Source organism: Escherichia sp. WS3227_2, assembly GCF_046486495.1.
GTDB classification, from domain to species: Bacteria; Pseudomonadota; Gammaproteobacteria; order Enterobacterales; family Enterobacteriaceae; genus Escherichia; species Escherichia coli.
In genome coordinates this window covers 13,774-35,305 of sequence record NZ_JBJQLG010000007.1, presented here as the reverse complement: position 1 = coordinate 35,305, position 21,532 = coordinate 13,774, and the positions used below count along the sequence as shown (strand labels likewise).

Sequence of the window (21,532 nt, the reverse complement as noted above, 5' to 3'; positions counted from 1 at the left end):
GCACCTATGAAGACGTTTCCTCTGCAAAGCCTGACGATTATTGAGGCGCAGCAAAAGCAGTTTACGCTGGTGGATAGCATTTGCCGTCACTTTCCCGGCGCGGAGTTTCTTACCAGCGGTGATTTGGGCTTAACGCCGGGACTGAATCAACCGCGCATTACTCAGCGTGTGGAGCAGGTGCTGGCTGATGCGTTTCATGCGCCAGCGGCGGCGCTGGTGCAGGGCGCGGGTACTGGCGCGATTCGTGCGGCGTTGGCGGCTTTGCTCAAACCGGGGCAGCGTCTTCTGGTGCATGACGCGCCCGTTTATCCGACGACACGCGTCATCATTGAACAGATGGGGCTGACGCTTATTACTGCTGATTTCAATGACCTGTCGGCACTGAAGCAGGTTGTCGACGAGCAACAACCAGATGCCGCGCTGGTGCAGCATACGCGCCAGCAGCCGCAGGACAGCTATGTACTGGCAGATGTGCTGGCAACGTTGCGCGCGGCAGGTGTTCCAGCCTTAACCGATGACAACTATGCGGTGATGAAGGTAGCGCGAATCGGCTGCGAATGCGGGGCGAATGTCTCGACATTTTCCTGCTTCAAGCTATTTGGGCCAGAGGGTGTTGGCGCGGTGGTAGGCGATGCTGATGTTATCAATCGTATTCGCGCCACGCTTTACTCCGGCGGCAGCCAGATCCAGGGCTCACAGGCGCTGGAAGTATTGCGTGGTCTGGTGTTTGCGCCAGTGATGCACGCGGTGCAGGCGGGGGTATCTGAACGGTTGCTGGCTTTACTTAACGGTGGTGCAGTGGCGGAAGTGAAAAGCGCGGTGATTGCCAATGCACAGTCGAAGGTGTTGATTGTCGAGTTTCATCAGCCGATTGCCGCCAGAGTGCTGGAAGAGGCGCAAAAGCGCGGTGCCTTGCCTTACCCGGTCGGTGCAGAGTCGAAATATGAGATCCCGCCGCTCTTTTACCGTCTTTCCGGAACGTTTCGCCAGGCGAATCCGCAACTCGAACATTGCGCGATTCGCATTAACCCAAATCGCAGCGGTGAAGAGACGGTGCTGCGGATTTTGTGTGAGAGTATTGCCAGCGTTTAATGCTGGATAGCCCCGTTCGGCAATCAAGCTAAATTCAGCGCCGGACGGTCCCCTCAACGCGCCAGCATCGCCGGATGCGATGCTGGCGCATCTTATCCGGCCTACGGTTAATGTCTTTTATTATCAATCGTTAAGGTGATGCGGTTGGCGCGGCAGAAGAGTTCGGATACGTGCACCGGTTTGTCATTCTGATCAAAGGCGATTTTGCTGATGCGAAACAGCGGTTCGCCCAGTTCGCATTTCAGCCATTTTGCCTGCGGGCGGGTGGCGGCAAAAATATCGATAGTCTTTTTATCGCTGACCACTCGCGTGTCAAAACGCTCCTGAAATAACTGATAGGTGGAGCTTCCTTCGACGTAAATCTCATCAAAGTCAGGATAACGCGACAGCGGGATCCATGAACTATCAATAAACAGCGGCTCTTTATCGAGATACATCACCCGGCAAAGATGGAACACTTCGCTGTTACCGGGGATGTTCAGCTTTTCGCAAAACGGCGCGGCGCTGACCCGTTCCTGTTCGATCACTTTCTCTTTCGTCGCCTTGCCTTGTGAGACGCCAAAATCGGTAAAACCACTGACAGTAAGCAGGGCGTTTTCAACTTTCTGGCTTTGTACAAAGGTGCCTTTGCCCTGCCAGCGGATCAGTACGCCGTCTGCCACTAAGTCGCTGATGGCTTTGCGAATGGTAATGCGGCTGACGTTATATTGCGTACAAAGCTCGTTTTCGGTAGGGATCTGTTGCCCGGCCTGGTAAACCCCCTGCGCGATATCATCCAGCAACCGCTGGCGGACGGTAGCGTAGAGGAGTTGATGAGAGTAGCGGTCCGTAGCTGACATAATCGACCCTGAAATAAAGAATGAATTACACGGATTATAGGGTCGTTTTCCGGCAAGTAACAGCAGGTTGGCGTGAAGATGCTCACGCCAACGTTATGCCTACCAGGCACCGTGGTACTGAATAGTTTGTGCCGCGCACGCCGTTCCCTGCGCCATCGCCTGCGGTAATGTCATCCCCGCAGACCAGCCGCAAAGGAATCCGGCAATGAACGAATCTCCGGCACCCATGGTGTCGATAACCGTCACCGGTTCAGGAGCCTGACGCCAGAACTGCGCGCCATCCCAGGCAATACTGCCGTTTTCACCCAGCGTGACAATCACCACGCCCGCGCCACGGGCAACAATCGCCTTCATCTTCAGACGTAGAGCTTCGTCTTCTTGCGACGCGGAGGCAAAGGCAAAATCGAGATGCGGCACCAGTGTCTGCCAGAGCGGGCTGTCCCACTTGTCGGAGAAGTCGAAAGCGGTAAGTTTGCCCGCTGCGTGCAGGTGCGGGAATGCGTCCTCCGCATGTCCCCAGATTGCCGCGTGCACAATGTCATACTGCGCCAGCCAGGCGTAATCCTCTTCGCTCAGGGCAAAGTCGGCCATCACGCCTTCGGTGTAGTCGCCAAAAACGCGATCATTGTCGTGCAGTTCCACCTGAGTTTGTGCGGTAACGCCGTGTTTCGTATGGACATGGCTGATATCGACGTCCATGCGGGCAAGATCCTGCTTCAGCTTTGTGCCGTAGTCATCATCTCCCACCCAGGTAATGCATCCCGGCTTTATGCCGTAGCGAGTGCAGTACACCGCCACGTTCACCGCATTACCGCCAGAAAACGCTTTATTCAGTTGCGGGTAGATATCGACGCAGTTATCGCCGATTGTCGCCAGGGTTTTCATCTCGCATCCTCCGGCAGCAGCGCGCGAAAGCGTTCCAGCGCCTGGCGAGCGTAGAGTCTGGGTTCGTTCATATACATCGTTACCAGTTCCACTGTGCAGTACCCCTCATAACCCCGGTCGATAATATCGCGCATCAACTCCCGCAGCGGCATTTTGCCTTCGCCGGGAATGTAATGTGTGTCGCTGGCCCCGTCGCTGTCGACAATATGCAAATGACGCAATTTATCGCCCAGTTTGTCGAAATAACTCATCACCGGCTCTGCCTGGACATACGGCGCACAAATGTCGACCATGCTGAACAGACGCGGCGAAGGCACCAGCGCCAGCGCATGGAGCACATCATTGGCATTACACACGACGTTCGATTCATACGGCGTTAACGGTTCGAGGATCAGATCCATGCCGATGTTTTCCGCGTACTCACACAGTTCGCTTAGGTTCTCTGCCAGCCGCCCCCAGATAACGTTAGGCGGCGTGAGATAACCCGCGTGGGCCGCGGAAATCAGCGTATAACCCGCGTTCATCTCTTTTGCCATATCCATCGCCAGCTTGATCATGTCCAGGCTTTCGCGACGCATATGTTCATCGCCCAGCATCATGTTATACGGATAGCCGTTGGTTTCTGGCGTATAGCCGATAATCGGCATCTGATACGTCTGCGCCAGCGCCTTAATGTGTTTGATACCGCCCGCTTTTAAGTCCGGCGCGAACGCGTGCGGGCGACCGCCCCAAATTTCGATGCCGTCGTAACCCAGCTCGCTTGCATCACGAAATGCGTGTTCAATAGGCAGCCGCTGGTGGCCGCAGGTAAACATACCTGTTTTCATCGGGTAACTCCTTGCGTAAATCCGGCCCGTTGCCGGGCCGGGAGAGGGATTAATATTCCACCAGACCACCGTAATAGCGGCGTTCATCCGGGTTGTGATCTTTGTAAATAGACAGGTAGTAGCAGAGCCACTCCATCGGCACAAACATCAGGAACGGTGCCAGCCACGGGTGCAGCCCTTGCGAAATTTCGGCGTAATCAATGACGATTACGTTGTCAGTACGCTGTTTAACAAAGTTAATGGCGCGTTCGGTGGTGTGGCGACTTTCGTCAATGCCGAGCAGGAACAGGAACGGAACGCCCGGCTCGACAATTTCCAGTGGGCCGTGGCGGAACTCTCCGCTTTCGATCACGCAGCCGTGCGTCCAGGTAAATTCCATTAGCGTTACAATGCCTTCTTTGTAACCCAGCGGGCGCAGCGGACCTGCAGCAACCGTATAAATCATCGGCCACTGGCTGGCCTGTTCACCAAGCTGGCGGCCTTTTTCTTCCCAGGTGCGTACCAGATGGCCGAGCGCATTCGGCAGCTGTTTGAGATCGTTTTTGATCTTGCCGATTTCCGCGTTCGGCGCGAGGCGGGTGATCATCTCCAGCACCACGCTGTAGCAGAGCAGCAGATGAATTTCCCAGATACAGTCGGCCTGATAATCAATGCTAAATTCCGCCGCCGAGGTAATCGGGCTGTCCGCGCGTTTGGTGAATGCCGCAGTGAGCGCGCCGCAGGCCCGGCCCAGCTCCAGCGCTTTGATTACCTCTTCTGTTTTACCGTAGTCAGAAACGCCAATTACTGCGCAACGATCGTCGAGGCGATACGGGGTGTTATCGCAGAACTCCCAGCCGGAAATGGCGTAGACCTGAAGATCGGAAAAGCGATCCGCCAGATGTTTCGCCGTTTGCGCCGCGTTGAGTGGCGATCCGCAGGCAACGAAATAAATACGATCAATGTCGCGCTTCACCATCTCTTCCACGATGGCATGCACCAGCGGAACGTCATGGCTGAGAACTTTTTCCACTTCCTGAACCATATTTTCGGTGACCAGAAAGTCCACGGTGCTTTTATCAATATCCAACATTTTATTTTCTCCAGATAACATTACGACAAAGCGTTGAGCTGGCGGCTACGCTTCGCCCAGAAGGCGTAAGCAGGCAGACCAGTGGCAATAACGATGACGGCGCAGATAAGGCCGGGAATCGGTGCCCAGACAAAGGTCGAGGCGACCAGAATGAGGCTTGATGCAATGGCGAGGGTGGTCATCAGCCCGAAAGCCGGAGTCCGCCACAGCGGTTTGTAATCGTCGCGTTTACGACACCAGATGATGGAGCCGAAGGTGAGGGTATTTTTGAAACACATCACCAGGGTGAAATAACCCAGCAGGCTGGTGAGATCGGAAACGAAGATGAAGAAGATCCCCAGCGCCCCTTGCAGGATGATGGAGACATCCGGCGTGTTGTATTTCGGGTGCACATGGCCGAAGCATTTGAAGAACAGATTGTCTTTTGCCATCGCATATTCCAGCCGCGGCTGGTACATCACGCAGCTGGAAAGTGAGCCAAGAATGACGATCATCGCCGTGATAGCCACGAAGATCCCGGCGGTGCTGCCGAGTGCGGGGATCCAGGTCAGGGCGTCGGAAATCGGCGTTTCAGAGTTGGCGAGTTTGTCGAAGGGCATCAGGCCGGAAATTACCAGCGCCAGCAGGGTGTAGAGCACCAGAACCAGCAGACAGGAACCAATCAGCGCTCGCGGCATGGTTTTGCCGGGGTTTTTGATTTCGCCGGTCATATAACAGATGGAGGCCATGCCGGTATACGACCAACTGGTGGCAGAGATCCCCGCCAGCAGCGCCATAAAGCTGCCCGTTGCGCCAATCGCAGTGGTGGTAGGCGCGGCAAAATTCTCCGCTTTAAACCAGAAGATCCCAAGGCCAATGACGATAGTGAACGGGATAATTTTGGCGATGGTGATCAGCGTCTGAAACGCTGCGCCGCCTTCGACGGAGCGCAGGTGCAGCAGCATAAAGGCGATAATTAATCCGGCGGCGATAAATTTACCGAGCAGAGGATCGATAGGCGTTAAAAAGCCAAGATTGCTGACAATCGCCAGCGCCATAATTGACAGCGAAGGCGCATCGTTGGCCCAGAAGCTGGCCCAGCCGGAGAGGAAAGCCAGCGGTCGGCTTCCGGCATTTTTCAGATAAACATAATCTGCGCCATTTTCCGGATAAGCGGTTGATAGCTCCGCATAGACGCACATTTGCGGGATCACAATTAATCCGCCGATGACAAACGCGAGCACCGTCAGCCACGGCGTGCCCGCCGCTTTTGCCACTTCACCCACAGATACAAAAATACCGGAGCCGACGGTTGTCCCGACGGCGATTGCAAGAACGGCCCAAAATCCGAGCTTGCGTTGGAGTTCCTGGCTTCCCATAGCGATACCTTTTTCTTGTCCAACACGTTGTAGGGGAGAGTTTGCAGTCATTTAAAAGGTAACATGACAATGCATGATGAATATAACAACATATGATGTTATGTAATGTGGAGGAAGATCACAAAATTTCGCACAGGATCGCGCTGTGGCTAATGGGTGTAGTTATCCAATTGAAATTAAAGTGAAAATATTTTTACGGGTGGGAGCAAGAAGGACGTAGAAACAAATACGCCCTCGGAAAATCCAGAGGGCGTCGGGCAATTAAACCGGCGTTAGCCGATTTCTGTCAGAGACTTACTGTGCAGTAGGACCGCAACCGCCAATGATTTTAGAAATAGAAATTGCCGGGTGCAGCAGGTAGTCGTAAGAGCAGTTCTTATCACGGTTTTCAATATGACCAGTACATGCAGTTAACGTAGCCAGTACTGCACCTACCAGTGCAACTTTAATAAATTTGTTCATTTACATTCCCTATGTATTATATATTGATTAATATTCATTGATTATATGAATATAAGCAGACTGCTCATTAAGAACGATATAGGAATATTTAATCGGCGTCAGTGAGTGAATGACTTAATTTTGTAAGTCGCTGTAACGTTGAATATAACGAGTCAAAAACAAATGATGTTTGTTAATGAGTTATATTTTTATCTGCTGAATATATAAAGAGACTTGTAAACAAAAAGGCCAGAATTCTCTGGCCCTGGTTAAATTAATGGTTGGAGAACCAGTTCAATTTATCGCGCAGGCCAACGACCCGACCAATAATAATTAATGATGGGCTGTTCATTTGCTGCGCCAGTTCGCCCAGCTGCGAGAGTGTACCGTCAATCACGCGCTGCGTGACTGCCGTTCCGTTTTCGACAATTGCCACCGGCATTTCGCCAGGCATACCGTGTTCAATCAGCTTTTGCTGAATAGTCGCGGCCTGATTCAACCCCATATAGAACACCAGCGTCTGTTTTTCTGCCGCCAGGTTTTCCCAGTCCAGTTCGCCACCGGTTTTTAAGTGTCCGGTAATTAAGCGTACGCTCTGGGCATAATCGCGATGCGTGAGCGGAATACCCGAATAGGCAGAGCAGCCAGAAGCTGCGGTAATACCCGGAACCACCGAGAACGGAATGCCTGCATTGCACAGTGTTTCCAGCTCTTCGCCACCACGACCAAAAATAAACGGATCGCCGCCTTTCAGCCGCACCACGCGTTTGCCTTTTTGCGCTTCCCGCAGCAGGATCTGGTTAATCTCTTCTTGCGGTACGCAGTGGTATCCCGCGCGTTTGCCGACGAAAACGCGATCCGCATCGCGGCGTACCAGATTCATAATATCGTCAGAAACCAGACGGTCGTAGACCACCACATCTGCCTGCTGAATTTGTTGCAGACCTTTCAGCGTCAGTAGTCCTGCATCGCCTGGACCTGCACCAACCAGTACCACTTCACCGCGATGATCGAGCGGTTCATTGATTAACTGTTCGGTCGTTTCGGTAATGGCTTTCTGATCGTTGTTTGCCAGCGACTGCGCCAGACGGTCATTAACGAACAGTTTTTCCCAGAAACGGCGACGTTCACCCATTGTAGCGAACTGCTGTTTTACCCGACTACGTAACTGCCCGGCATATTTCGCCACCTGACCCAGATGCAGCGGCAGCAGTGATTCGAGTTTTTCGCGCAACAGGCGCGCCAGAACCGGTGAGGTGCCGCCAGAGGAGACCGCTACCATTAGCGGTGAGCGGTCAATAATTGACGGCATAATAAAGCTGGCGGCTTTCGGCGCATCGACCACGTTACAGAAGATGCGACGAGCTTCAGCGGCTTCACTGACGCGCTGGTTAAGCGCGTCATCATCCGTCGCAGCAATCGCCAGCCAGCAGGTGTCGAGAAGGCTTTCATCAAATGGCCCTTCGACGAGGGTTAACATGCCTGCATCTGCCCATGCGGTGAACTGTGGAATAAACGCTAATGCATTCACCGTTAAGCGAGCGCCTGCGTCTAACAGCAACCTTGCTTTGCGTTCCGCGACATCACCACCGCCGACAATCAGACAGTCGCGATCGCGTAATTGGCAAAATATAGGCAAATGATCCACGTAAAAACCCCTTAGTAATTAACCGGCAGCTGTTTCAGTTTGATTAAATTTGTCCGCAACCGGACGATTCGCTTTCGGCGTAGCATACCAATAACCCAATCCCATGAATACGGCACCTGATAAAGTATTACCCAGCGTCACCCACAGCAGGTTATGACCAATACCCGCCAGCGTGTAGGCTTCGCTGTGGTTGCCAAACCAGGAGAGGGCGAACAGCGTCATGTTAGCGATGGAGTGCTCGTAGCCGGACGCGATAAATGCCAGCAGACACCACCAGATAGCGATAAATTTCGCCGCCCCTTCAGTGCGCAGCGCCATCCAGATTGCCAGGCAAACCAGCCAGTTACACAATGCACCTTTGAAGAACAGTACCATTGCCGGTGCAGTGGTTTTTGCCAGCGCGACGGAGTGAACGATGCTGGTATCTACCGGCAGCAGGCTACCGCCGCCCCAGCTATAGAGCATGGCAACGAAGACGGAACCGACCAGGTTACCCAGCCAGGTTTGCGGCAGGATTGCCCACATTTGCCCGTGGCTGATAGTGCCCGCTTTCACCCCAAAGGTGAGGAACATGGTGTGTCCGGTGAACAGTTCAGAACCGGCGATAATCACCAGCGTTAAGGCGATACCAAAGGTCGCGCCCATCACCAGCGGACGTATGGACGGATCGAGCAAATTACCGAGCGTGAAAATCAGGATGATCCCAAGACCCACATACGCGCCCGCCATTGCGGAGCTGACCCAGAAGCCGAGCGGGTTATTTGCCGACAGGCGTGCAATGCGCGCAGCGTTAGCCGCACACTTATTAATAGTGTCTGTAAACATTTGATTATCCTTTAAAAAATAAAAACAAAAAATAAAACAAAAAGTTTAAAAAATGTCCTGCAATATACCGAAGGTTATTACAGGACCATGCAAAAAGGGGAGGCATTGCGCCTCCCGTTAAAATATTAACCGCGCAGCTGTACCACGCCGTCTTTCACACGTGCTTCGTAGTGCTTGACGGAAAACTGTTCGTCTTCCATGCACAAGCCGTCGCTTAAGCGAAAACGTTGTTTTTTCAGCGGGCTGGCGACCCACAGCTCGCCCTGATGTTCCGCAATCAGCCCGCGTGACAGCACGCTGGACTCGAAGAACGGGTCGATGTTGCTGATCGCAAACACCTGGTCGCTGTGATACGGGCGGAAAATTGCTACCTGCTCGTCACCTAACAGCGCGCAGACGCCGGTTTCAGGCAGGATGTCATCGATTTTGCAGATGTCTTTCCACTGGCTCATGCGTTGTCCTCCACCAGAGTTACCGGGATACGTTCATACGGCGTTGCCGGACGGTGCTGTTCGCGCTCTGGCACCATCTGCACGTTCGGGTCACGCTTGTCGCTGTTGATGAAGTGTTTGAAGCGAGTCTGCGCAGACGGCGTATTGACCGTTTCAGTCCACTCACATACTACCGCTTCACGCAGGCGCGCCATCTCTTCTTCCAGATGTGCGTTCAGCCCCAGTTTGTCGTCAATGATCACCGCTTTCAGGTAATCGATGCCGCCTTCAAGGTTTTCTAACCACGGCGCGGTACGCGTCAGTTTGTCGGCGGTACGGATGTAGAACATCATGAAGCGGTCGAGATATTTGATCAGCGTTTCGCGATCGATATCCGCTGCCAGCAGATCCGCATGACGCGGTTTCATGCCGCCGTTACCGCAAACATACAGGTTCCAGCCTTTTTCAGTGGCGATAATACCCACGTCTTTACCCTGAGCTTCTGAACATTCACGGGTACAGCCGGAGACACCGAACTTCATTTTGTGCGGCGTACGGATGCCTTTGTAGCGGTTTTCCAGTTCCACGCCGAGGCCGACGCTGTCGCCAACACCGTAGCGGCACCAGGTGCTACCCACGCAGGTTTTCGCCATACGCAGTGCTTTCGCATAGGCATGACCGGTTTCGAAGCCGGCTTCAATCAGCTGACGCCAGATCTCCGGCAGATCGTCTTTCTGTGCGCCAAACATCGCCAGGCGCTGGGAGCCGGTGATTTTGGTGTAGAGATTAAATTCACGCGCGATACGACCTACTGCCATCAGCCCTTCCGGGGTGATTTCACCGCCCGGAGAACGCGGGATCACCGAGTAGGTGCCGTCTTTCTGGATGTTAGCGAGGAAGTTGTCGTTTGAATCCTGCAGCGGAGTATGTTCCGGCTTCAGAATGTATTCGTTCCAGCAGGAGGCCAGCAGCGAACCTACGGTCGGTTTACAAACTTCACAACCGTAGCCTTTGCCGTGTTTCGCCAGCAGTTCTTCGAAGGTTTTAATGCCTTCAACGCGGATTAAATGGAACAGTTCCTGACGCGAATAAGCAAAGTGTTCGCACAGGTTGTTGTTAACTTCGATGCCCTGTTTCGCCAGTTCTGCGTTCAGTACCTGAGTGACCAGCGGGATACAGCCACCGCAGCCAGTACCCGCTTTGGTTTCAGCTTTCAGCGCCGCAACGGTGTGGCAGCCTTTGTTGATGGCAGCAATCAGATCGCCTTTGGTGACGTCGAAGCAGGAGCAGATTTGCGCGCTGTCCGGCAGTTTATCAACACCGATAGACGGCTTACCGCTACCAGAGTGCGCCGGCAGAATCAGAGAATCCGGGTTTTCCGGCAGCTCGATCGCGTTCAGCACCAGTTGCAGCAGGTTACCGTAGTCGCTGGTATCGCCCACCAGTACCGCACCGAGCAGGGTTTTGTTGTCTTCGCTGACAATCAGGCGTTTGTAGATCTCTTTGCTTTCGTCGAGGTAAACGTAGCTACGTGCGCCAGGCGTGCGACCGTGCGCATCACCAATACCGCCTACGTCTACGCCCAGCAGTTTCAACTTGGCGCTAAGGTCAGCACCTTCAAAGGCGTTTTCGCTACCAAGAATATGGTCAACGGCGACCTGCGCCATTTTGTAGCCAGGTGCTACCAGACCAAATACACGGTTGTTCCAGCTTGCGCATTCACCGATGGCGTAGATATCCGGATCGGAAGTCTGGCAGGAATCATTTATGACGATACCCCCACGCGGAGCAACGTCCAGACCACACTGGGTTGCCAGCTTATCGCGCGGACGGATACCGGTAGAGAAGACGATAAAGTCGACTTCCAGTTCGCTGCCGTCGGCAAAACGCATGGTTTTACGCGCTTCAACACCTTCCTGCACAATCTCAAGGGTGTTTTTGCTGGTGTGAACGCGCACGCCCATACTTTCGATTTTGCGACGCAGCTGCTCGCCGCCCATCTGATCAAGCTGTTCCGCCATCAGCATAGGGGCAAATTCGATAACGTGGGTTTCAATACCTAAGTTTTTCAGCGCGCCAGCGGCTTCCAGACCTAACAGGCCGCCGCCAACAACGGCACCGCGTTTGCTGCGACGGGCGCAGGATTCAATGGCGTTGAGGTCTTCAATGGTGCGATAGACAAAGCAGTCCTGGGTATCAGAACCTTTGATTGGCGGGATCCACGGGTAGGAACCGGTCGCCATGATCAGCTTGTCATAAAAAACGGTGCGCCCGGCGCTGGAGTGAATCACCTTCTCCTGACGGTTGATGGTGATAGCGCGTTCGCCGACCAGAACTTTGATGCCGTGTTTCTCGTAGAAGCCTTCGCGCACCAGCGACAGCTCTTCGGCGGTGTGGTGAGAGAAGTAAGACGAGAGGTGTACGCGGTCATAAGCGATGCGCGGTTCTTCACAGAAAACGGTAATATCAAAGTTGGCCGCATCAGATTTATCAAGAAGATCTTCGATAAAGCGATGGCCGACCATACCGTTACCGATAATTGCGAGTCTGACTTTGCTCATTTTTGCCTCGATTTCTTTTCTATTACCGCCTACCTTAACGATTCAGCAACCCCGCTTATTGATGTAAATCAAATTCACCTTTATATACTCCTTAAGGGGTATATTGCTGATTTGTATAAATTTTCTTAAGTCACGGAATTGTCTGACATTTCATGTTTGTGCAAAAAACAGACAAAATGAACGGGTTTATAGAAATAGATGTACGTAGCAGGGTAAGAGAGGAAAAGGCCGGACGACGATAGCGCCGCCCGGCATGAGCAATTAATGAGAGGTCAGGGTGTTATGCTGACGGTGACGGCTGACGGCTGACGAAACCTAACAGGAAGCACATCACAAAGACGACAGCGTACAGACCGTTTGCTGTAAGCAGTGCCGCCTGCGGACCGCTATGTTCAACAATCGGGCCGGTAACCACAAAGGTCAACATAGTACCGATGGTCCCGCAGGTCAGGACAAAGTTAACCAGTTTTGGTGACGGTACTTTGGTCTGCTGTGAACCCAGGGTGATGATGGTGGTATAGATCGCGCTGGAGAAGAAGCCCAGGGCGAGAATTGACCACGCCATATGTGCCGGTGTTCCGGTGTTAAAGACGTACATCAGAATCGCAGCCAGACCCGCCAGTACGGTCAGGATACGTTGCAAATCAAAGAAGCGAAGAATAAAGCTGAACGCCCACATGCCGACCATATATGACATCCAGAAGTTACTCACCAGCGTGCCAGCGTCGTTCAGGCTCATGCCCAGGCCTTTGGCATACTCCGGCACCCAGGAGATAAAACCTAACTGACCGAGGATGTAGCACAGCGCCGCAACAGAGAGAAACAGCACGCCGATCCCCCATTTTTCTTTCACTACCGGAGCATCCGTTTTTGGTGCATGTTTGCCCAGTGCCGGGAACTCACAACCGAAGGTCAGAATAAAAATAGCGACATACACCAGCCCGATGCAGGCATAAACCCAGTACCACTCAATGCTGCGCGCCAGTAGAAACGCGGCGATCATTGGGAAAATCATCCCGGCCATACTGAAGAAGGAGTCGGTAAATAACAGGCGGGAACCGCGCTGACGCCCTTCATACATTTGTGTTATCAGGAATGTACCAATCGACATGGTGATGCCGCTGACCACCCCGAGAATGAACATCGCCGCCGAGAACAGCGCCAGGCTGTGGCTGAACATCAAACCGGCAACCGCCAGCACCATCAGGAGAAAGCCAAAACGTAACTGCGTTTTCAACGGGACGATTTCCATCAGCCAGGCGTTGAGGAAGATAGAGATTAAAATGCCGGCGTTGAGGAAGGTGAAGGTGTTACTCATACTGGAAACAGGCAGATTGAAATAATCGGCGATATTTCCCATCACCATCCCGGTGACAATAACCAACGCACCGGTCAGTGCGTAGGAGAGAAAGCTAATCCATGTGAGCTTGATGCGATTGCTGTTAGTCATGATTGGCCTGCGTTCAAAAATAAAATGGCATAGCGGGCTATGCCGCGAGCGGGCGATTTTAGGTGATTTTGTGATCTGATTAAATGTTTTATTGCAATCGGTTGCTAAATTGCATTTTAAGAGGTGATTTTGATCACAGAATAAAAAGTGATCGTCAGGTTACATATATTTCAGATACGTAAAATTAGGTAAAGGGATGGCCTTGTTCTTGAAGGCTATTTAGAATCTCTTCACTTGCTTTTTTTCTGCTCTGTTTGTTAAGGAAATCTCATGTTCAAATCGACCCTGGCGGCGATGGCTGCTGTTTTCGCTCTTTCTGCTCTTTCTCCCGCAGCAATGGCAGCGAAAGGGGACCCGCACGTATTGTTGACAACCTCAGCTGGTAACATCGAACTGGAGCTGGATAAACAAAAAGCGCCAGTATCTGTGCAAAACTTTGTCGATTATGTGAACAGCGGTTTTTATAACAACACTACCTTTCACCGCGTCATTCCTGGCTTTATGATTCAGGGCGGCGGTTTCACCGAGCAGATGCAGCAGAAAAAACCAAACCCGCCAATCAAAAATGAAGCCGATAACGGCCTGCGCAACACGCGTGGCACCATCGCGATGGCGCGTACCGCTGACAAAGACAGCGCCACCAGCCAGTTCTTTATCAACGTTGCCGATAACGCCTTCCTTGACCATGGTCAGCGTGATTTCGGTTACGCGGTATTTGGTAAAGTGGTGAAAGGCATGGACGTTGCCGATAAGATTTCCCAGGTGCCGACTCATGACGTTGGTCCGTACCAGAATGTGCCGTCAAAACCGGTAGTTATCCTCTCCGCTAAAGTCCTGCCGTAATGATTTCTCGCGCGGGCAATCTTGCCCGCGCTTCTGCTCTCCCGGCGTAACCCGGATTTGCCGCTTATACTTGTGGCAAATGGACACGTTCAGGGAGGCATCAAGTGAAGAAACTCACCGATAAGCAAAAGTCCCGTCTCTGGGAGCTTCAGCGTAATCGTAATTTCCAGGCCAGTCGCCGTCTTGAAGGCGTCGAGATGCCTTTAGTCACTCTTACTGCCGCAGAGGCTTTAGCGCGCCTTGAAGAGCTGAGGAGGCACTATGAGCGATAAATTCGGCGAAGGGCGCGATCCGTATCTTTATCCTGGCCTTGATATCATGCGTAACCGGCTGAACATCCACCAGCAGCAGCGGCTGGAACAGGCCGCTTACGAAATGACGGCGCTGCGTGCTGCGACCATTGAGCTTGGTCCGCTGGTGCGCGGTTTACCGCATTTGCGCACTATCCATCGCCAGCTGTATCAGGATATTTTCGACTGGGCGGGGCAACTGCGTGAAGTTGATATTTATCAGGGCGATACGCCGTTCTGCCACTTTGCCTATATCGAAAAAGAGGGCAATGCCCTGATGCAGGATCTGGAGGAAGAAGGTTATCTGGTTGGCCTGGAGAAAGGGAAGTTCGTCGAGCGGCTGGCACATTACTATTGTGAAATCAACGTGCTGCATCCCTTTCGGGTGGGAAGTGGTCTGGCACAGCGGATCTTCTTCGAGCAACTGGCGATTCATGCGGGCTACCAACTGAGCTGGCAGGGTATCGAAAAAGAGGCCTGGAATCAGGCAAATCAGAGTGGGGCAATGGGGGATCTCACCGCGCTGCAGATGATATTTAGCAAAGTGGTAAGCGAAGCCGGGGAATCTGAGTAAAATAGCGCGGTTCTTTCGTACCGGAGCCGCCATGATCCTGCTTATTGATAACTACGATTCTTTTACCTGGAACCTCTACCAGTACTTTTGTGAACTGGGGGCGGATGTGCTGGTTAAGCGCAACGATGCGTTGACGTTGGCGGATATCGACGCCCTTAAACCACAAAAAATTGTCATCTCACCCGGCCCCTGTACGCCAGATGAAGCCGGGATCTCCCTTGACGTTATTCGCCACTATGCCGGACGCTTGCCGATTCTTGGTGTCTGCCTCGGTCATCAGGCAATGGCACAGGCATTTGGCGGCAAAGTTGTGCGCGCCGCAAAGGTCATGCACGGCAAAACCTCGCCGATTACACATAGCGGTGAGGGCGTATTTCGGGGGCTGGCAAATCCACTTACCGTGACACGCTACCATTCGCTGGTGGTGGAACCTGACTCATTACCAGCGTGCTTTGAAGTGACGGCCTGGAGCGAAACCCGCGAGATTATGGGGATTCGCCATCGCCAGTGGGATCTGGAAGGTGTGCAGTTCCACCCGGAAAGTATTCTCAGCGAACAAGGACATCAACTGCTGGCTAATTTCCTGCATCGCTGATTTCTGATTGCCATTCAGTGATTTTTTATGCATATTTTGTGATTATAATTTCACATTGGTTTATGCGTAACAGGGTGATCATGAGATGGCAATTGAACAAACAGCAATTACACGCGCGACTTTCGATGAAGTGATCCTGCCGATTTATGCTCCGGCAGAGTTTATTCCGGTAAAAGGTCAGGGGAGCCGAATCTGGGATCAGCAAGGCAAGGAGTATGTCGATTTTGCGGGTGGCATTGCAGTTACGGCGTTGGGCCATTGCCATCCTGCGCTGGTGAACGCGTTAAAAACCCAGGGCGAAACTCTGTGGCATATCAGTAACGTTTTCACCAATGAACCGGCGCTGCGTCTTGGTCGTAAACTGATTGAGGCAACGTTTGCCGAACGCGTGGTGTTTATGAACTCCGGCACGGAAGCTAACGAAACAGCCTTTAAACTGGCACGCCATTACGCCTGTGTGCGTCATAGCCCGTTCAAAACCAAAATTATCGCCTTCCATAACGCTTTTCATGGTCGCTCGCTGTTTACCGTCTCGGTGGGCGGGCAACCAAAATATTCCGATGGCTTTGGGCCAAAACCGGCAGACATCATCCACGTTCCCTTTAACGATCTCCACGCAGTGAAAGCGGTGATGGATGATCACACCTGTGCGGTGGTGGTTGAGCCGATCCAGGGTGAGGGCGGCGTGACGGCAGCGACGCCAGAGTTTTTGCAGGGCTTGCGCGAGCTGTGCGATCAACATCAGGCATTATTGGTGTTTGATGAAGTGCAGTGCGGGATGGGGCGGATCGGCGATCTGTTTGCTTACATGCACTACGGCGTGACGCCGGATATTCTGACCTCTGCGAAAGCGCTAGGCGGCGGCTTCCCGGTTAGCGCCATGCTGACCACGGCAGAAATAGCTTCTGCATTTCATCCTGGTTCTCACGGTTCCACCTACGGCGGTAATCCTCTGGCCTGTGCAGTAGCGGGGGCGGCGTTTGATATCATCAATACCCCTGAAGTGCTGGAAGGCATTCAGGCGAAACGCCAGCGTTTTGTTGGCCATTTGCAGAAGATCGATCAGCAGTACGATGTGTTTAGCGATATTCGCGGTATGGGGCTGTTGATTGGTGCGGAGCTGAAACCACAGTACAAAGGTCGGGCGCGTGATTTCCTGTATGCGGGTGCAGAGGAAGGCGTAATGGTGCTGAACGCCGGACCGGATGTGATGCGTTTTGCGCCGTCGCTGGTGGTGGAAGATGCGGATATCGATGAAGGGATGCAACGTTTCGCCCACGCGGTGGCGAAGGTGGTTGGGGCGTAAATAAGACGCATCAGGCAAAAGATGTCGGATGCGGCGTGAACGCTGTATCCGAAGGTAGCCTGTATTACGCCTTCGAATCCCGCAACTTGCGACTCAGCCAAATCCCGTGATGCGGTCGCTGACGCCATGCCATCGACGAAATGGTGTGCATGGTGTTCAGATGACCAATAACCCGCTGTAAATGCTGCTCCAGCGTACCTGCCGCGCCTTCGTGCGGCTGCATCTCCGGCGCATCCATGATATTGGCATCGCCGGAACTACCCGGTTCGTCATACTCCAGCCGCTGCTGACAACGCTGAATGGCGATTTCACAAGACTGCAAATATTCTTGCGCCAGTTCAGGTGGCAATGCCCGGTGTTCCCGTGCCAGCGTGGTCATGGCATTGATATGCTCAACAATAAACTGACTGTGCGTTACCCACAGTTTCATATCTGCCAGATAATGGCTGTTGAATGCCGGTTCCTGCATCGCCTGATTCAATGAGTTATACAGAGTGTTATGCGCCTGATTCACCCGCATTCGCTGCCAGGCCAGTGGCGTAGGTTGCGGATCCTCGCTCAGAATCAAACGAATCGCTTCCTGATAGGCTTCTAAAGCGTCATGGGCGTTCTTACGCAATAACCCGCTCTGCCACTGCGGCCACAGCCAGACGGTACCACCGAAAGCAATTAAACAACCAATAATAGTATCGATAAGACGCGGAAGGATGTATTGCTCGCCGTTCAACCACAATAGTTGCAGGGTATACACTGCGGTAATGGTAAAGCCGACCGTCGCCCAGCCGTAGTTTTTGCGCAATATCAGGTAGCTGGCGAGGGTGGTAATCAGCATCAAGGTCAGGGTGTAACCTTCGGGAATTTTAAAGTGCAGGGCAACGCCCGCAATGATTAACCCGACCACGGTTCCCACGGAGCGATTCACAATCCTCAGACGGGTTGCGCCATAGCCATTTTGCGTCACCAGCAATACCGTCATCAGGATCCAGTACGACTTCGGCAGATGCAGCGCGGTGCCCATCAGGCTGGCAACGCTTAACATCACACTGAGTCGTCCGGCATTGCGTAGCGCCGGAGACTTTAGTGACAGATAACTTTTCAGCGCCGGAAGTAACGGCATTCGCCGCTGTTTATCGGCCAGTAAGTCACGGGCATAGAGCGGTTTTTGGGTGCGCAGCACGCGGGCGATGCGGCTGAAATGCCAATAGCAGAATTGCCCAACCGGATTATCCGGATGCTGGCGGGCGATTTTTTCCAGTGCGCCAATTTGCTTTTCCATCGTAAAACGCGTCGGCAGGCGATGGTAAAGAATGTCATCAGCCAGCACGCGCAGGCGAGCGGCGACGGTTTGCGCATTCCAGCGAATAACTTCCTCCGCATGGCTACGCTCGACCAGCTTTTGCACCTCTTCCGGCTGATGCAAACTGACCGAAATATGTTCCTGCAAATCCAGCGCCTCCTGGAAAATACGCAGCATCCGCTTGTAATCGGTATTATTTTGCGCGGAAAGCATATGCATTTGCTGATAGCACTGGGTAATTAAATCGACCGCTTTTTGCTGGCGCACCAGCAGCGGCGGCAGCGCTTTTTCAGGGTCGGTGTGCTGGGTAAGCAGGCTGTATTTGGCTTCACAATAATCTGCCAGTTCACGGTACAGCAGACTTAGTGACTCGCGCAGCGGTTGTTCGCGCCAGATCCAGAACCAAAACCAGTTAAACAATCCGTACCAGAGAGTGCCCAACGCATAGATGAGCAACGGTTCCCAGACCGGCATGTATCCCGCCAGACTGAGGGTAAAAATGGCGGCGAGCAGCGATGCGGGAAGCAATTTTGCGTGCAATGGCCCCAGCTCAGCAGTGACGCCAAGTACCAGCGTTAATCCGGTCAGCAAAAAGGGCAGGGGAACATCTTTTGCCAGTAACAGCTGTGTCAGCAAGCTACAGGTGGCAAACAGCGACGCACCAATGATTAAGCGTTTGAAAAAACGTTTATGAGGCGTATCAAGGCCCGCAATATTGCAACAGGCAGGAACGAGGGAGAAGAGCAGACCGAATCGTAATTCGCCAAGCATTAACCCAACGGCCACGGGCAAACATAGCACCAGCGTTTGTCGAAGTGCATAGTTGATATCGGGGTGATAAATCAGCCTGCGCCACATCTGGGGAAACAAAATGGCGCGCTACTCAGTAACGCGCCACTCCGACGGGATTAACGAGTGCCGTAAACGACGATGGTTTTACCGTGTGCGGAGATCAGGTTCTGATCTTCCAGCATCTTCAGAATGCGTCCCACGGTTTCACGAGAACAGCCGACAATCTGACCGATTTCCTGACGGGTAATTTTGATTTGCATACCGTCCGGGTGAGTCATAGCATCCGGTTGTTTTGCCAGGTTCAGCAGAGTCTGTGCAATGCGGCCCGTCACGTCGAGGAACGCCAGGTTGCCCACTTTCTCTGAAGTGACTTGCAGGCGACGCGCCATCTGTGCAGACAGACGCATCAGAATGTCCGGGTTTACCTGAATCAATTGGCGAAATTTTTTGTACGAAATTTCAGCCACTTCACAGGCGGTTTTCGCACGTACCCATGCGCTACGTTCCTGGCCCTCTTCAAACAGGCCCAGTTCGCCAATAAAATCACCCTGATTCAGATAGGAGAGGATCATTTCTTTACCCTCTTCGTCTTTGATCAGCACTGCCACAGAGCCTTTAACGATGTAGTACAGCGTTTCCGCTTTTTCACCCTGGTGAATAAGCGTGCTCTTGGATGGGTACTTATGAATGTGGCAATGAGACAAGAACCATTCGAGAGTCGGGTCTGTTTGCGGTTTGCCAAGCACCATGCGCGGTTATCCTCTGTTATAAGCTTTCTCCAGAGCCAGAAAACGCCGCTGTCTCTGGATTGCCGAAATGTGCTTCCCGCTATCTGGGAAGAGGCTGTCAAATACGTACTGCATCTGTTATGTGAAGTCCGTTACACACATGCAGTACATCAATGTATTACTGTAGCATCTTGACTGTTTTAGCATAGCTTTCGCCGTGTGTCTCCTGGTGTCTCGCTTCAGCTTGACTCAGGTCGCCTTCTGTTGCGCGATTTGCTCAGTACGCGTACGCTGTGAATAAATTTGATGCAGTGGAGTGGCAAAAATGCAAGCGCGAGTGAAGTGGGTCGAAGGGTTAACTTTTCTGGGCGAATCCGCCTCTGGTCACCAGATTTTAATGGACGGTAACTCTGGTGATAAAGCACCAAGTCCGATGGAAATGGTGTTGATGGCGGCGGGTGGTTGCAGTGCCATCGATGTGGTTTCTATTCTGCAAAAAGGGCGTCAGGATGTGGTCGATTGTGAAGTAAAATTGACCTCTGAACGCCGCGAAGAGGCACCACGCCTGTTTACGCACATTAATCTGCATTTTATCGTCACCGGTCGCGACCTGAAAGACGCAGCGGTTGCGCGTGCGGTAGATCTCTCTGCCGAGAAATATTGTTCAGTGGCGTTGATGCTGGAAAAAGCGGTGAATATTACTCACTCGTATGAAGTGGTTGCCGCGTGATTTAACTATCCCATTGTGAAGCCGGATAGTATTTTATCCGGCGTAATAGCAAAGTTACTCGATTTTCTTTCCTTCCATCAATCGTTGCACCAGCGGCAGCATAATTAATTCCATTGCCAGACCCATTTTGCCGCCCGGTACCACTAACGTATTGATGTGGGAAATGAATGAGCCTTGCAACATCGCCAGCAGCCAGGGGAAATCGATCCCTTCCAGATTACGAAAATGGATCACCACAAAGCTTTCATCCAGCGACGGGATAGCTTTTGCCGCGAACGGGTTTGAAGTGTCGACGGTGGGAACGCGCTGGAAGTTAAGATGGGTGCGGGAAAACTGCGGTGTGATGTAGTTGATATAGTCTTCCATTGAGCGCACTACCGAGTCCATCACTGCTTCTCGTGAGTGCCCGCGCTCGCTGGTGTCGCGGATCAGTTTTTGAATCCACTCAAGGTTAACGATAGGCACCACGCCGACCAGTAAGTCCACATGCTGCGCAACGTTATGCTGTGGCGTGACTACGCCGCCGTGTAAACCTTCATAAAACAGTACATCAGTGGGTTCCGGTAAAGGTTGCCAGGGGGTGAATGTCCCCGGTACCTGATTCCACGGTACGGCTTCATCGTAGGTATGCAGATATTTGCGAGATTTCCCTTTGCCGCTCTGACCATATTCAATGAAGGTTTGTTCCAGCAGGCCAAAGTCGTTCGCTTCGGGGCCGAAGTAGCTGATATGCCGCCCGGCGTCGCGCGCTTTGCGGATCGCCATGTCCATTTCCGGGCGGGTGTAACGGTGAAAACTGTCGCCTTCCACCTCGGCTGCATGCAGATTTAACTGCGCGAATATTTTACGAAACGCGAGGCTGGTGGTGGTGGTCCCCGCGCCGCTAGATCCTGTTACCGCAATGACCGGATGTTTGGCAGACATAGTAACTCCATGACTTAGCTATCA

General features: G+C 52.7%; 20 protein-coding genes and 1 pseudogene. 7 read left to right on the top strand and 14 right to left on the bottom strand.

The window, feature by feature from the left end; translation table 11 throughout:
• Positions 1-6 precede the first annotated feature (6 nt).
• The gene (locus ACJHXB_RS11450; RefSeq protein ID WP_000847153.1) at positions 7-1,092 is read left to right on the top strand and encodes an aminotransferase class I/II-fold pyridoxal phosphate-dependent enzyme; all 1,086 of its coding nucleotides are present in this window, start codon (positions 7-9) and stop codon (positions 1,090-1,092) included.
• Between the two features lie 107 nt (positions 1,093-1,199).
• Here the strand turns inward: ACJHXB_RS11450 and frlR are convergent, their stop codons facing one another.
• The 11 genes and pseudogenes from frlR to tsgA all read right to left on the bottom strand — a co-directional run bounded on the left by frlR (position 1,200) and on the right by tsgA (position 13,429).
• A complete protein-coding gene (gene frlR, locus ACJHXB_RS11445) occupies positions 1,200-1,931 on the bottom strand; it encodes a DNA-binding transcriptional regulator FrlR (protein WP_001276847.1) in 732 nt (243 codons plus the stop codon).
• Positions 1,932-2,030: 99 nt separating this feature from the next.
• Positions 2,031-2,816 (bottom strand): fructoselysine 6-kinase, encoded by a 786-nt coding sequence (gene frlD, locus ACJHXB_RS11440; RefSeq protein ID WP_000853335.1) that lies wholly within the window; start codon positions 2,814-2,816, stop codon positions 2,031-2,033.
• Complete coding sequence (gene frlC, locus ACJHXB_RS11435; protein WP_000847814.1) at positions 2,813-3,643, bottom strand: fructoselysine 3-epimerase; 831 nt, start codon at positions 3,641-3,643, stop codon at positions 2,813-2,815. The genes frlD and frlC overlap by 4 nt, the downstream gene beginning before the upstream one ends.
• A 49-nt stretch (positions 3,644-3,692) precedes the next feature.
• Complete coding sequence (gene frlB, locus ACJHXB_RS11430; RefSeq protein ID WP_001306312.1) at positions 3,693-4,715, bottom strand: fructoselysine 6-phosphate deglycase; 1,023 nt, start codon at positions 4,713-4,715, stop codon at positions 3,693-3,695.
• A gap of 20 nt (positions 4,716-4,735) precedes the next feature.
• Entirely contained in the window at positions 4,736-6,073 is a 1,338-nt protein-coding gene (gene frlA, locus ACJHXB_RS11425; protein WP_000535505.1) for a fructoselysine/psicoselysine transporter, read from the bottom strand.
• Between the two features lie 294 nt (positions 6,074-6,367).
• Positions 6,368-6,535, bottom strand: a complete 168-nt coding sequence (locus ACJHXB_RS11420; RefSeq protein WP_001031834.1) for a YhfL family protein — start codon at positions 6,533-6,535, stop codon at positions 6,368-6,370.
• A 253-nt stretch (positions 6,536-6,788) separates the two neighbouring features.
• Positions 6,789-8,162: a siroheme synthase CysG gene (gene cysG / locus ACJHXB_RS11415; RefSeq protein WP_000349865.1), complete on the bottom strand. Its 1,374-nt coding sequence runs from the start codon at positions 8,160-8,162 to the stop codon at positions 6,789-6,791.
• An 18-nt stretch (positions 8,163-8,180) separates the two neighbouring features.
• Positions 8,181-8,987 (bottom strand): nitrite transporter NirC, encoded by an 807-nt coding sequence (gene nirC / locus ACJHXB_RS11410; RefSeq protein WP_000493550.1) that lies wholly within the window; start codon positions 8,985-8,987, stop codon positions 8,181-8,183.
• A 125-nt stretch (positions 8,988-9,112) separates the two neighbouring features.
• Positions 9,113-9,439, bottom strand: coding sequence for a nitrite reductase small subunit NirD (gene nirD, locus ACJHXB_RS11405; protein ID WP_000084764.1), 327 nt, complete (start codon positions 9,437-9,439; stop codon positions 9,113-9,115).
• Positions 9,436-11,979, bottom strand: a complete 2,544-nt coding sequence (nirB, locus tag ACJHXB_RS11400; protein ID WP_000049213.1) for an NADPH-nitrite reductase large subunit — start codon at positions 11,977-11,979, stop codon at positions 9,436-9,438. The genes nirD and nirB overlap by 4 nt, the downstream gene beginning before the upstream one ends.
• Positions 11,980-12,240: 261 nt before the next feature.
• Positions 12,241-13,429: pseudogene (gene tsgA / locus ACJHXB_RS11395) on the bottom strand (MFS transporter TsgA).
• A 270-nt stretch (positions 13,430-13,699) separates the two neighbouring features.
• Between tsgA and ppiA the strand changes: the two are divergent.
• The 5 genes from ppiA (at position 13,700) to argD (ending at position 17,037) form a co-directional block, all read left to right on the top strand.
• Positions 13,700-14,272: a peptidylprolyl isomerase A gene (gene ppiA, locus ACJHXB_RS11390; protein ID WP_000477225.1), complete on the top strand. Its 573-nt coding sequence runs from the start codon at positions 13,700-13,702 to the stop codon at positions 14,270-14,272.
• A 104-nt stretch (positions 14,273-14,376) separates the two neighbouring features.
• On the top strand, positions 14,377-14,544 hold the full coding sequence (locus ACJHXB_RS11385; RefSeq protein WP_000736860.1) for a YhfG family protein: 168 nt from the start codon (positions 14,377-14,379) through the stop codon (positions 14,542-14,544).
• A complete protein-coding gene (locus tag ACJHXB_RS11380) occupies positions 14,534-15,136 on the top strand; it encodes a putative adenosine monophosphate-protein transferase Fic (protein WP_001280628.1) in 603 nt (200 codons plus the stop codon). Before ACJHXB_RS11385 ends, ACJHXB_RS11380 begins: the two co-directional genes overlap by 11 nt.
• 31 nt (positions 15,137-15,167) lie before the next feature.
• A complete protein-coding gene (gene pabA / locus ACJHXB_RS11375) occupies positions 15,168-15,731 on the top strand; it encodes an aminodeoxychorismate synthase component 2 (RefSeq protein WP_000601857.1) in 564 nt (187 codons plus the stop codon).
• Between the two features lie 85 nt (positions 15,732-15,816).
• Entirely contained in the window at positions 15,817-17,037 is a 1,221-nt protein-coding gene (argD, locus tag ACJHXB_RS11370; protein WP_000963781.1) for a bifunctional acetylornithine/succinyldiaminopimelate transaminase, read from the top strand.
• Positions 17,038-17,101: 64 nt separating this feature from the next.
• Here the strand turns inward: argD and ACJHXB_RS11365 are convergent, their stop codons facing one another.
• A complete protein-coding gene (locus ACJHXB_RS11365) occupies positions 17,102-19,192 on the bottom strand; it encodes a YccS/YhfK family putative transporter (RefSeq protein ID WP_001295162.1) in 2,091 nt (696 codons plus the stop codon).
• A 50-nt stretch (positions 19,193-19,242) separates the two neighbouring features.
• Positions 19,243-19,875 (bottom strand): cAMP-activated global transcriptional regulator CRP, encoded by a 633-nt coding sequence (gene crp, locus ACJHXB_RS11360; protein ID WP_000242755.1) that lies wholly within the window; start codon positions 19,873-19,875, stop codon positions 19,243-19,245.
• 304 nt (positions 19,876-20,179) lie between these two features.
• Here crp and ACJHXB_RS11355 point away from each other — a divergent pair, with 304 nt between their 5' ends.
• A complete protein-coding gene (locus tag ACJHXB_RS11355) occupies positions 20,180-20,584 on the top strand; it encodes an OsmC family protein (RefSeq protein WP_001148908.1) in 405 nt (134 codons plus the stop codon).
• A 54-nt stretch (positions 20,585-20,638) separates the two neighbouring features.
• On the opposite strand, the gene ACJHXB_RS11350 is transcribed toward ACJHXB_RS11355, so the two are convergent.
• The gene (locus ACJHXB_RS11350; protein ID WP_001274675.1) at positions 20,639-21,508 is read right to left on the bottom strand and encodes a phosphoribulokinase; all 870 of its coding nucleotides are present in this window, start codon (positions 21,506-21,508) and stop codon (positions 20,639-20,641) included.
• Positions 21,509-21,532 lie beyond the last annotated feature (24 nt).